At 36.2% G+C, this 12,054-nt stretch carries 12 protein-coding genes; all 12 read right to left on the minus strand.

Features of this window, described 5'->3' with window-relative positions; translation table 11 throughout:
- Window positions 1-15: 15 nt before the first annotated feature.
- The gene (gene frr, locus BUB95_RS06450; protein WP_073085130.1) at window positions 16-570 is read right to left on the minus strand and encodes a ribosome recycling factor; all 555 of its coding nucleotides are present in this window, start codon (window positions 568-570) and stop codon (window positions 16-18) included.
- Window positions 571-615: 45 nt separating this feature from the next.
- Window positions 616-1,323: a UMP kinase gene (gene pyrH, locus BUB95_RS06455; RefSeq protein ID WP_073084443.1), complete on the minus strand. Its 708-nt coding sequence runs from the start codon at window positions 1,321-1,323 to the stop codon at window positions 616-618.
- 233 nt (window positions 1,324-1,556) lie between these two features.
- Entirely contained in the window at window positions 1,557-2,531 is a 975-nt protein-coding gene (gene tsf, locus BUB95_RS06460) for a translation elongation factor Ts (RefSeq protein ID WP_073084445.1), read from the minus strand.
- Between the two features lie 87 nt (window positions 2,532-2,618).
- A complete protein-coding gene (gene rpsB, locus BUB95_RS06465) occupies window positions 2,619-3,401 on the minus strand; it encodes a 30S ribosomal protein S2 (protein ID WP_073084447.1) in 783 nt (260 codons plus the stop codon).
- Window positions 3,402-3,614: 213 nt separating this feature from the next.
- Window positions 3,615-4,001 carry a 30S ribosomal protein S9 gene (gene rpsI / locus BUB95_RS06470; RefSeq protein WP_073084448.1) on the minus strand — a complete coding sequence of 129 codons (387 nt, stop codon included), beginning with the start codon at window positions 3,999-4,001 and terminating at the stop codon, window positions 3,615-3,617.
- Window positions 4,001-4,456, minus strand: a complete 456-nt coding sequence (rplM, locus tag BUB95_RS06475) for a 50S ribosomal protein L13 (RefSeq protein WP_073085131.1) — start codon at window positions 4,454-4,456, stop codon at window positions 4,001-4,003. The genes rpsI and rplM overlap by 1 nt, the downstream gene beginning before the upstream one ends.
- Window positions 4,457-4,615: 159 nt before the next feature.
- The gene (locus BUB95_RS06480; RefSeq protein WP_073084449.1) at window positions 4,616-5,572 is read right to left on the minus strand and encodes an L-threonylcarbamoyladenylate synthase; all 957 of its coding nucleotides are present in this window, start codon (window positions 5,570-5,572) and stop codon (window positions 4,616-4,618) included.
- A gap of 37 nt (window positions 5,573-5,609) precedes the next feature.
- Complete coding sequence (polA, locus tag BUB95_RS06485; RefSeq protein ID WP_073084451.1) at window positions 5,610-8,459, minus strand: DNA polymerase I; 2,850 nt, start codon at window positions 8,457-8,459, stop codon at window positions 5,610-5,612.
- A 132-nt stretch (window positions 8,460-8,591) separates the two neighbouring features.
- Window positions 8,592-9,629, minus strand: coding sequence for an aldo/keto reductase (locus tag BUB95_RS06490; protein ID WP_073084454.1), 1,038 nt, complete (start codon window positions 9,627-9,629; stop codon window positions 8,592-8,594).
- A gap of 206 nt (window positions 9,630-9,835) precedes the next feature.
- Window positions 9,836-10,795, minus strand: coding sequence for an OmpA/MotB family protein (locus BUB95_RS06495; protein ID WP_073084457.1), 960 nt, complete (start codon window positions 10,793-10,795; stop codon window positions 9,836-9,838).
- Window positions 10,796-10,817: 22 nt separating this feature from the next.
- Window positions 10,818-11,234 (minus strand): hypothetical protein, encoded by a 417-nt coding sequence (locus BUB95_RS06500; protein ID WP_073084460.1) that lies wholly within the window; start codon window positions 11,232-11,234, stop codon window positions 10,818-10,820.
- A 37-nt stretch (window positions 11,235-11,271) separates the two neighbouring features.
- Window positions 11,272-12,033, minus strand: a complete 762-nt coding sequence (locus BUB95_RS06505; RefSeq protein WP_073084461.1) for an exodeoxyribonuclease III — start codon at window positions 12,031-12,033, stop codon at window positions 11,272-11,274.
- Window positions 12,034-12,054: the final 21 nt, after the last annotated feature.

Below are 12,054 nucleotides of genomic sequence, written 5' to 3' on the forward strand. Positions count from 1 at the left end.
AGCTTGGTAGTAATCCTACACGGTCATAATCTCCTTTTCTTTTACTCCAAGTATATGGTCTACCTTACTAACGTATTTATCAGTTAGTTCTTGTACATCTATTTCTGCATTTTTTTGTAAATCTTCAGAAACATCTGTTTTTTTAATATCGTTATTAGCATCTTTACGTGCGTTACGGATACCTACTTTGGCATCTTCTGCTTCAGCTTTTGCTTGTTTTGCTAAATCTTTTCTACGCTCTTCTGTCAAAGGTGGGACATTAATGATAATAGTTTCGCCATTATTCATTGGATTAAATCCAAGATTAGCCAACATTATACCACGTTCAATTTCTTGTAGCATAGATTTTTCCCAAGGCTGTACGGTAATTGTACGTCCATCAGGCGTATTAACATTTGCAACTTGATTTAGAGGTGTTTGAGAGCCATAATAGTCTACCATAACACTACCTAACATTGCTGGGCTGGCTTTACCTGCTCTAATGTTAACCAATTGCTTTTCTAAATGTTTAATAGCAGCATCCATTGCTTCGTTTGCTGTATCTATTATAAATTGAATGTCTTCGTCCATGTTATATAAATTTAATTGACGTTTATCAAAATTTAAGCCAAACATTTACAAGTTGACTTCAGTACCAATGTTTTCTCCAGAAACTACCTTAAGCAAATTACCTTTTTTGTTCATATCAAAAACGATAATTGGTAATTCATTTTCTTGACTCAGCGTAAAGGCTGTGGTATCCATTACTTTTAAACCTTTTCTTAGAACATCGTCAAAAGTAATATGGTCAAATTTCACAGCTTCAGAATCCTTCTCAGGGTCAGCATTATATATGCCATCTACGCGAGTTCCTTTTAAAATGACGTCTGCTTCAATTTCAATAGCTCTTAAAACAGCTGCTGAGTCTGTAGTAAAATAAGGATTACCTGTGCCGCCTCCAAAAATTACAACCCGCCCTTTTTCTAAATGACGCATTGCTTTACGACGAATAAAAGGCTCAGCTACCTCATTAATCTTTACAGCCGACTGCAATCGCGTAGGAATACCAGCATCTTCTAGAGCACTCTGTAGAGCTAAACCATTAATTACCGTAGCTAACATTCCCATGTGATCGCCTTGTACACGGTCCATGCCGTTACTCGCACCAGCAACACCTCTAAAAATGTTTCCACCACCAATGACTATAGCAACTTGCACGCCTTTGTCCGTAATAGTTTTTATATCATCTGCATATTCCGATAGGCGAACTGGGTCGATGCCATATTGGCGATTACCCATTAAGGCCTCTCCAGATAGTTTAAGTAGTATTCTTTTGAATTTCATTAGGTCATTTCTATTTTTCTGTAAAGTCTAATGTTTTTCACCAATTTATGATTTTTACTAAATTCTAAAATCTTTATGCGGCTCAATTCATCATTTATTTTGAAAGTTAGGCAAAGCTAAACAATTATTGCTAGGTTTAAAAGTGAAAAATTATTCCCAAATCATTAAAGTAATTCAATAAAAAAGCCCTCGGGATACCGAAGGCTTTTTGAATATTTAATATAGGGAATAAATTATCCTACAGTTGCACGTTTAAATCCTGTTACTTCTACTTCACCATAAGTAGCTACGTATTGAGCAACAGTTTTCTTTTCGTCTTTAATGAAGTTTTGGTCTAATAAACACTGCTCTTTGTCTAAAGTTGTGTTGTCAGAGATAAAACGCTCCATTTTACCAGGTAAAATTCTATCCCAGATTTGCTCTGGCTTACCTTCAGCTTTTAATTCTGCTTTTGCAGCTTCTTCCGCTCCAGCTAAAACGTCTTCAGTTAATTGAGACATAGAGATATACTTAGGTACATTCTTTAATGTTTTACCTAAACGCCCTAGCTCTATGTTGTCTTTTTCGATAGCAGCAATACGAGCTTCAGTTTCTGAAGCTACATAAGCTGGGTCAAAATCTTTGTAAGACAAAGTAGTAGCACCCATTGATGCAACTTGCATAGCAACATCCTTTGCTAAAGTTCCGATATTATCTACAACAGATGAGAATCCAACAATAGCCGCAATTTTATTAATATGAACGTAAGCACCAACATAAGCTGCTTCTATAACTTCAAATGCGTTGATGTCTAATTTTTCACCAATTACACCAGTTTGCTCAACTAATTTTTCTGCAACAGTCATTCCGCCGAAATCAGCAGCTAAGAAATCTTCTTTGTTATTGTAGTTTAAAGCAATATCACCTAATTCACTAGCTAACTTTAAGAAGTTTTCGTTTTTTCCTACGAAGTCAGTCTCACAACCTAATACTAAAGCAATACCTTTAGTTTGGTCAGAGTTAATTTTTGCTACTGCAGCACCTTCAGAAGACTCTCTGTCTGCTCTTTTTGCAGCAACTTTTTGACCTTTTTTACGTAAAACTTCGATTGCTTTATCAAAATCACCACCAGCTTCTACTAGTGCTTTTTTACAATCCATCATACCTGCACCAGTTGCTTGTCTTAGCTTGTTTACTTCTGCTGCTGTAATTTTTACTGTGTTTTCCATAGTATATTAAAATTTGAAAAAGCCGCTTAATTGTTTTCGGTTTGGAAAAGAAATTAAACGACTTTTAAATATTGTGTAATTCTTTATTTATTCTTCTTCTTGAGCTGCAACTGGAGCCGCTTTTTTAGCTTCAGCTTTTGGAGCTGGAGCAGCCGCTGCTGCATCTTTATCTGATTTTTCAGCTTTTCTCTCGTTTAAACCATCTGCTACAGCAGAAGTAACAATAGATAAGACTTTGTCAATAGACTTAGAAGCATCATCATTTGCTGGGATAACGTAATCCACCTGACGCGGGTCAGAGTTAGTATCTACCATAGCAAAAATTGGAATATTTAATTTTTGTGCTTCTTTAATAGCAATGTGCTCACGCTTGATATCTACAACGAATAAAGCACCTGGTAAACGTGTCATGTCAGAGATAGAACCTAAGTTTTTCTCTAATTTTGCACGTTGACGGTCTACTTGTAAACGCTCTTTTTTAGATAAAGAGTTGAATGTACCATCCTTCTTCATTCTATCAATAGAAGCCATTTTCTTAACAGCTTTACGGATAGTTACGAAATTAGTTAACATTCCACCAGGCCATCTTTCTGTAATGTATGGCTGGTTTACAGCACCAGCTTTGTCAGCAACGATGTCTTTTGCTTGTTTTTTTGTAGCTACGAATAAGATTTTCTTTCCAGAAGCAGCGATTTTTTTCATTGCTTCTGCAGTTTCGTTAATCTTAGCTGCAGTTTTGTAAAGGTTGATAATATGGATGCCGTTACGCTCCATATAGATGTAAGGAGCCATGTTTGGGTCCCACTTACGTGTTAGGTGACCAAAGTGTACACCTGCTTCAAGTAATTCTTTTACTTCTACTTTTTCCATTTTGTAATAGTTTACGTTCTGTTGAATTAGCAATGCTAAAGTGGCTTGTTTTATAAGGCCTCTAGCATTTAGATGCTAAACTAAACTCTGACGTTTACCGTCATGAGCAACAATAACTGGTTTTTAATTTTGCTGAAATATTCAGCGATTTCAATAAAATAAAATAATTCAGAATCTGAATAAACAGATTCTGAATTAAGAGTTGTTTGGATATTAACGTTTCGAGAACTGGAATTTCTTACGTGCTTTCTTCTGACCGAATTTCTTACGCTCTACCATTCTTGGATCTCTAGTTAATAGACCTTCTGGCTTTAATATTGCTCTGTTTTCAGCATTAAGCTCACACATTGCACGAGATAATGCTAAACGTATAGCTTCCGCCTGGCCGGTGATGCCACCTCCATATACGTTAACAGTAATATCAAAGTTGCCATCATTGTTAGTCATAGCTAAAGGTTGGTTTACTTTATACTGCAATGTTGCAGTAGTAAAATAATCCGCCATGTCTTTTTTGTTCACCGTGATGTTACCTTTTCCTTTGGCAACGTACACACGGGCAACAGCCGTCTTTCTACGGCCAATTTTGTGAATTACTTCCATTAGTTAAATTCTTTTAAATTAATTGTCTTTGGCTTCTGCGCTTCGTGAGCGTGCTCAGTACCAGCAACAACTGTTAAGTTTCTAAAAAGAACAGCACCTAATTTGTTTTTAGGTAACATTCCTTTTACTGACTTCTCTACTAATCTGGTTGGGTCTTTCTCAAACATTTCAGTAGCTGTCAGGCTTCTTTGTCCACCTGGATAACCTGTATGACGGATGTAACTTTTATCTGTCCACTTGTTACCAGTTAAGTTGATTTTTTCTGCATTAATAACAATTACGTTATCACCGCAATCAACGTGTGGCGTAAAGTTAGGTTTGTGCTTACCTCTTAAAAGTATTGCTACTTTTGAAGCTAAGCGACCTAAAGTTTGTCCTTCAGCATCAACTAAAACCCACTCCTTATTAACGGTAGCTTTGTTAGCAGAAACTGTTTTGTAGCTTAATGTATCCACACTAATTTGATTTATTTGCACCACTTTGGCACAATTGATTAAACATTACTCTTCCGAAAAAGAGTTTGCAAATTTACGATAACTTATTGGATTGACAAACCTTAGCTCATGTTTTTTTAAGCTGAAAATCAACGCTTTTGAAATAAGAATTGTACAGGTTTATTTGGTAGCACGTTCTAAACGGTCATTTATAGATTTACCCAATCCATAATCTGGGAATTTTTCAGCGATAATTACATCGAGTTGCATTTTATCTAACTGATGTAATGCATCATAAAGCTTGGAAGCTGCTTCAACTAAATCGCCAGATTCTGAGAGTGCCTTTTGAATTATAATTTCATCAGCTTTAATCACGCTTTTAAAGCTTATTACACCAATATCTTTACCTTTATATTGTGTTAACGATTCTTCAATATTATCAGTTAATATTGTTTTAGTTTTAGGAGCATAATGACGCTCTAACATTCCGGGCGCATCTGGTGCTATTTCTTTTTTGTTTTTTACTTCTACTTTTCCTACCACATCTTCAATTGCTTCAATAGAGGTAGAGCCTAAACGATAGACTATGGGTTCATCGTTTTCAAAACCTATAATGGTAGATTCAATACCGCTTGTGCAAGGACCACCATCTAATACCATTTTAATTTTGTCTTTAAAATAGGTGTTTACATGCTCTGCAGAAGTAGGACTAATGCTACTAAATGGATTTGCACTCGGTGCAGCAAGCGGGAAATCTAAAGATTTCAATAACTCTAATGTCGTTGGATGATTTGGTATACGTACCGCAACGGTATCTTTCCCAGCAGTAATTAAATCAGGGATTATTGACTTCTTTTTTAGAACTAGAGTAATTGGCCCTGGCCAAAAAGCATCAGCTAATAATTGGGCTTTCTTAGGAATGTACTCAACAATTTCATTTAGGTATTCTACCGAAGGAATATGAACAATCAGCGGATTAAACAACGGACGTTGTTTGGTTGCAAAAATAGAATTGATGGCCTTTTCGCTAAAAATATTACCTGCCAAACCATAAACCGTTTCGGTTGGTATAGCTACTAATTCTTCAGCATTTAAAATGGCTACAGCTTTTGATATGTCTTTTGAAATAATGCTCATAAAATTGGATGCAAAGCTACTTCAAAAAAATGACCTTTTAATGCGCCTCTAACCAATTATCACCAATATCTAAATCGACATCTAACGGAACAGAAAGTTTGTAGGCGTTTTCCATTTCGGTTTTAATGAGGGATTTCATAGCTTCTAATTCGGGTTTGTAGATGTCAAAAACCAATTCATCATGCACTTGAAGTAGCATCTTCGATTTGTAATTGCCTTCCTTTAATTTTTGATGAATGTTTATCATCGCAATTTTAATAATATCGGCAGCGCTTCCTTGTATTGGCGCGTTTACAGCATTGCGTTCTGCCGCTCCACGGACTACAGCGTTTCGAGAATTAATGTCTTTTAAATAACGACGGCGTCCTAAAACTGTTTGTACATAACCATTATCTCTCGCAAAATCTACCTGATCTTGTATGTAGTTTCTAAGCTTTGGGTATGTGGCGTAATAGGTGTCAATTAATTCTTTAGATTCAGAACGGGTGAGGTTGGTTTGGTTACTTAATCCAAATGCTGAAACGCCATAGATAATTCCAAAATTAACGGTTTTGGCATTGCTTCGTTGCTCACGAGTGACTTCAGAAATAGGAACATTAAATACCTTTGAAGCTGTTGAGGCATGTATATCTTCACCATTCTTAAAAGCTTCAATCATGGTTTCTTCTTCACTTAAGGCCGCAATAATTCGTAGTTCTATTTGCGAGTAATCTGCAGCTAAAAGAGTGTAATTTTCATCCCGCGGTACAAAGGCTTTACGGACTTGGCGTCCACGCTCAGTTCGGATTGGGATATTCTGAAGATTAGGATTGTTACTACTCAAACGCCCCGTTGCCGCAACGGTTTGCATATAATCGGTGTGTACGCGGCCAGTATTTTCTTCCACTTGCGCAGGTAAGGCATCAACGTAGGTGCTCTTTAATTTTGTAAGCCCACGATAGTCTAATATATCTTGAATAATTTGATGGTCTTTTGCCAAGTAACTTAGCACATCTTCTGCTGTTGAATATTGACCTGTCTTGGTCTTTTTTGGCTTGTCAACTAGCTTTAATTTTTCAAACAGAATCACACCCAATTGCTTAGGTGAACCAATATTAAATTCTTCTCCAGCAGCTTCAAAAATTCGGATTTCTAATGAGGCAATGTCATTAGTCAAATCTTCAGAAAGGGAATTTAGAAACTCCTTATCGAGATTAATACCTTCCAATTCCATATCGGCCAACACGCGCAACAGCGGGACTTCGATATTATCAAATAATTTTTGAATGTTAGCTTCGACTAATTCTTTTTCAAAATGTTCTTTTAGTTGTAGCGTAATATCAGCATCTTCTACAGCATATTCGGTTTGTTTTTCTAACGGAACATCGCGCATGGAGAGTTGGTTCTTTCCTTTTTTTCCAATGAGTTCAGTTATAGAAATTGGTGTATAGTTAAGATACGTTTCTGCTAGCACGTCCATATTGTGACGCATGTCGGGGTTAATTAAATAATGCGCCAACATGGTATCGAATAATTTGCCTTTGACTTCAATATTATATTTGGCTAAAACCTTGATATCGTATTTTAAGTTCTGACCAATTTTTTCGATGTCTTCGTTTTCAAAAAATGGGCGTAATTCTTCGATAAGCAATTGAGCTTCGTCTTTGTCTTCAGGAAAAGGAATATAGAATCCTTTTCCAGCCTCCCAGGAAAATGCAATGCCAACCAGTTCTGCAGTTAATGGATTTAATCCAGTAGTTTCTGTATCAAAACATACTGAAGTCTGATTTAATAAGTTTTTCACGAAGAGTTTGGTGGCCATCCCAGGCGCAATACTTTGGTAAAAATGTGATGTTGTCTCTGCGGTTTTTCTAGTGTATTCTGAAACAGTTTCTGTTGGCGATGAATTGTCTCCACCAAATAATGAAAATTGACCTGCGCCTGCAGATTTTTGTTCTTTTGGCGTTGGTTTAGAATCTGAATTAGCTTCAGTTTTTTCTATATTTTCTGAAGGAGTAGAAGCTTCTTCAGAAAATGTCTTTAGAAAATTATCCGTGAGTCGTCTAAATTCTAATTCCTGAAAGATTTCTTTTACTTTTTCTACATCAGGGTGGTCAAGTTCAAAATCTTTAGCATCAAACTCAACAGGAACATCGAGCATAATTGTGGCTAACTTTTTAGAGAGTAAACCTAATTCGCCATTGGCCTCAACCTTTTCTTTCATTTTACCTTTTAGCTGGTCGGTATTTGCTAAAAGACCTTCCATGCTTCCAAATTGTTGGATGAACTTCTTTGCTGTTTTTTCTCCAACTCCAGGTAATCCAGGAATATTATCGGATGAGTCTCCCATCATACCTAAAAAGTCAATAACCTGCAAAGGACTTTCGACTTCAAATTTTTTCTGAACTTCGGGTATGCCCCAAGTTTCGTAACCACCGCCAAAAACAGGACGATACATAAAAATATTATCTGTTACCAGTTGTGCAAAATCCTTATCTGGTGTTACCATAAAAACTTTATAGCCTTCTTTTTCGGCTTGTCGCGAAAGTGTACCAATAACATCATCTGCTTCAAAACCTTCTTTAACCATTATAGGAATATGCATGGCTTTAAGGATATTATGGATATGAGGAATTGCAGTTCGTATACCTTCAGGCGTTTCATCCCGATTGGCTTTGTATTCCTCATACATTTCTACACGGTCAGCACTTCCACCTTTATCAAAACACACGGCTAAATGGTCTGGTCTCTCACGTTTTATAACATCTAAAAGAGAATTCATGAACCCCATAATTGCTGAAGTGTCTTCACCTTTAGAGTTGATTCTTGGATTTTTTATAAAAGCGTAGTAGCCACGAAAAATAAGTGCGTAAGCATCTACGAGAAAGAGTCGTTTTTGGTCGGACATTTTTTTGAATTTTGAAGTCTATAAAACTACGAAAACAAATTAATGATTACGAATGAATGAGATGTATATTAACCAAAAAATCCGAAGTTTTTTGCTTCGGATTTATTATGTTTTTAATTTGAAATATGATGTTTATGGAGCAGGATTTGGAATCTCTGCATGCACCTCATTAATCGCTTTCATTACATCATCACTTAATGAAATATTGATGCTGTCAATGTTTTCCTCTAGTTGTTCTAAGTTGGTTGCGCCAATAATATTGCTAGTTAAAAATGGACGCTCGTTTACAAAAGCCAAGGCCATTTGTGCTAAAGATATATCGTTGTCCTCCGCAATTTTTAAATAGCGTTTTGTCGCTTCGGTAGCTTGGTTGCTGCTGTATCTTGCAAAACGCGGGAATAATTTTAAACGTGCATTATCTGCCGCATTTCCTTTAATGTATTTACCAGATAGTACACCAAATGCCATTGGCGAATAGGCCAACAGACCAATATTCTCTCGGTGTGCAATTTCTGCTAAATCACCTTCAAACGGTCTGCATAATAACGAATACGCATTTTGTATTGTAATTGGTCTTGGTAAATTATGCCGCTTAGATTCTTCGAGATACCGCATGGTTCCCCAGGCCTTTTCATTTGAAATTCCAATTTGTCTTACCTTTCCGGACTTTACAATTTTATCTAAATTATGAAGGATTTCATTAAAATTATCTTCCCATTGGTCATTAGGATTTGGCTTATAATCTCTAACGCCAAAGGTGTTTGTTTGTCGTTCTGGCCAATGCAATTGGTACAAATCAATGTAATCGGTTTGTAATCGTTTTAAGCTATTTTCAACGGCCTCGTTTAGCGCTTCTTTACTAAATCCTGTAGTTCTTATATGCGCGGTGTAATCGCCTGGGCCAGCTATTTTTGTTGCTAAAACAACCTTGTCTCTATTACCCGTTTTCGTAAACCAATTACCAATAATACGCTCGGTTTCGGCATAAGTTTCGGCTGTTGCAGGCACAGGATATAATTCGGCACAATCAAAAAAGTTAACGCCTTTATCTAAGGCTAAATCCATTTGTGCGAAACCTTCGTCTTGGGTGTTTTGGTTTCCCCAAGTCATTGTGCCAAGGCATATTTTACTAACTTTTATGTCCGTATGTGGTAGGTTGGTGTATTTCATGGCAAATTTTAATTTGTCACCCTGAACTTGTTTCAGGATTTCATTAATAACTATCTCATTTAGGTTTCGACTGCGCTCAACCCGACATTAACAATTAGCAAAAATAAGAAGACCTTTCAGGTTAGTAAAACTTGAAAGGTCTAAATGTATGTTAATCTTCAGTAGAAAAGATTCTGAATCAAGTTCAGAATGACAAAATGGTTTGTTTATATCTCATTCAACAATTTTGAAATCTCATCTAACTTTGGCGTAAGTATCACTTCGATTCTTCGATTTTTTGCGCGACCTTCAGCAGTGTCATTAGAAGCTATTGGCGCATATTCGCCGCGACCTGCAGCTGTTAAATTTTCAGGGTTTATAGAAGCATTTTCACGTAAAATATTTACAATAGCTGTTGCACGTTTGGTTGATAAGTCCCAGTTGCCACTTAATTGCGCGTTGCCTTTGTACGGTACGTTGTCTGTATGCCCTTCGATTAAAACCGCAATGTCTGGATTTTCTGCTAAAACACTTCCTAATTGTTGCACAGCCTTACGTCCTTCAGTCCCAACAGACCAACTACCTGAATTAAAAAGGAGTTTGTTTTCCATAGAAATATACACTTTTCCATCGCGTTGCTCTACCGTTAAACCTTTACCTTCGAAATTGGTTAAAGCTTTAGAGATAGCATCTTTTAGTTTGGTCATTGCTGCATCTTTCGAAGCAATGACATTTTCTAATTCTGCCACGCGTTTAGAACGATTTTCTAATTCCTTTTGAAGCTGATTTAGGCGGTCACTTTCTGCTGCTAAGGCTTGCTCTTTAGCTTCGAGTTGTGCTAAAAGTTCTCTGTTCTTTTTAGAATTTGCAGCGATTGAAGCAGAACTCTGCTCTTCTAAAGCGTTGTAAGACGCTTTTAAGTTTTCGAGATTGGTTTTTGTTGCTGCTAATTCTGTGGTTAATTGGTCACGTTCAGTAATAGCATCTTCGTATGCCTTTTGCAATTTTTCTAAATCATTCTCAAGCTTTGTTTTGGCATCAGAAAGTGATTGATTTTCGTCAGACAATTGACGATGTTCTTTTTTTAAATCGGCATATTTGTCTTCTAAATCGGTGTAAATTTTTTTAGACACACACGATGAAAATAGAATTAGACTTAAGGCTAAGATTGAGATTTTTTTTAGCATTGATTTTGTTATTTGGGTTGATTTAATTTGTTGTGATTTGAACGAGAGTAATTTTATCAGATTGTTTTTTCACTCTTTTTTTAATTACCATACCTTTTCTACTTTCAGGTGACGAAATAACTATAGTCAGCTCGTCATTTTTTAGAGTCCATCTTCCATTATTATTTAATTTTTCTTGACTTCTGTCATTACCACATTTTGCTGAATAACGACTTTTATATTCACCATTTTCTAATAATTGGATACGTAAACCGTAATTCTGAGTTTTGTCTGTCGTCCTTTTTTCATAGGATATTTCTTTTGTTTTTAAATTTAATTTTTGAGACCATATCCCAATTAAATCTTCCGAACTAAATTGAAAATCCTTGTTTACTTGGCTTAAACTAACCTGAGAGGAAAATAAAATAACAGAAATGAAAATTAATATTTTGTATTTCATTTGATGAGAAAATTAAGTTACGTTTAAATCTACTATATTAAACTTCTAATTCCAACATAATCGGACAATGGTCGCTATGTACTGCTTCGGTAAGTATAACGCTGCGTTTTAGATTTTCTTGTAAAGGTTCTGTAGCTAGCGCATAATCCAAACGCCAACCCTTATTGTTAGCCCTCGCATTGGCACGATAACTCCACCACGAAAATTTTTGCAATTCAGGATTTAAATATCTAAAACTATCTATTAATCCGCTCTGTATAAAGTTTCCTAACCACTCGCGTTCTTCTGGTAAAAACCCCGAAACACCTTTCATTTTTGGATTGTGAATATCGATTTCTTGATGACAAATATTATAATCGCCACAAATCACCAAGTTTGGAATATCTTTTCGCAATTCGTTAATATAATTTTGAAACATATCCATGTATTCAAATTTGTGACTCAAACGCGCATCGTTCGTGCCGGATGGTAAATACAAGCTCATAACAGATACATTGTCAAAGTCCGCACGGATGTTACGCCCTTCAAAATCCATAGATTCTATACCAGTTCCAAATTCTACATGGTTTGGTTGAGTTTTACTCAAAATAGCGACACCACTATAGCCTTTTTTCTGTGCGCTGAACCAATAGTTGAACTCATAGCCAGCGTCTTTAAAAAGACTTAAATCTATTTGATCTTCTTGGGCTTTTATTTCTTGTAAGCAAATGACATCAGGGTCTGTAGCTACTAGCCAATCAATAAATCCTTTTTTTAAAGCGGCACGTATGCCATTGACATTGTATGATGCTATTTTCATATTTATCTTCCGCAAAAGCGG

It is taken from the genome of Winogradskyella jejuensis, from assembly GCF_900129745.1.
Lineage (GTDB): Bacteria > Bacteroidota > Bacteroidia > Flavobacteriales > Flavobacteriaceae > Winogradskyella > Winogradskyella jejuensis.

Excerpts from the sequence above, each read along its gene's own strand:
- frr (WP_073085130.1), bottom strand. The coding sequence starts at position 570 with ATGGACGAAGACATTCAATTTATAATAGATACAGCAAACGAAGCAATG.
- pyrH (WP_073084443.1), bottom strand. The coding sequence starts at position 1,323 with ATGAAATTCAAAAGAATACTACTTAAACTATCTGGAGAGGCCTTAATG.
- tsf (WP_073084445.1), bottom strand. The coding sequence starts at position 2,531 with ATGGAAAACACAGTAAAAATTACAGCAGCAGAAGTAAACAAGCTAAGA.
- rpsB (WP_073084447.1), bottom strand. The coding sequence starts at position 3,401 with ATGGAAAAAGTAGAAGTAAAAGAATTACTTGAAGCAGGTGTACACTTT.
- rpsI (WP_073084448.1), bottom strand. The coding sequence starts at position 4,001 with ATGGAAGTAATTCACAAAATTGGCCGTAGAAAGACGGCTGTTGCCCGT.
- BUB95_RS06480 (WP_073084449.1), bottom strand. The coding sequence starts at position 5,572 with ATGAGCATTATTTCAAAAGACATATCAAAAGCTGTAGCCATTTTAAAT.
- polA (WP_073084451.1), bottom strand. The coding sequence starts at position 8,459 with ATGTCCGACCAAAAACGACTCTTTCTCGTAGATGCTTACGCACTTATT.
- BUB95_RS06490 (WP_073084454.1), bottom strand. The coding sequence starts at position 9,629 with ATGAAATACACCAACCTACCACATACGGACATAAAAGTTAGTAAAATA.
- BUB95_RS06495 (WP_073084457.1), bottom strand. The coding sequence starts at position 10,795 with ATGCTAAAAAAAATCTCAATCTTAGCCTTAAGTCTAATTCTATTTTCA.
- BUB95_RS06500 (WP_073084460.1), bottom strand. The coding sequence starts at position 11,234 with ATGAAATACAAAATATTAATTTTCATTTCTGTTATTTTATTTTCCTCT.
- BUB95_RS06505 (WP_073084461.1), bottom strand. The coding sequence starts at position 12,033 with ATGAAAATAGCATCATACAATGTCAATGGCATACGTGCCGCTTTAAAA.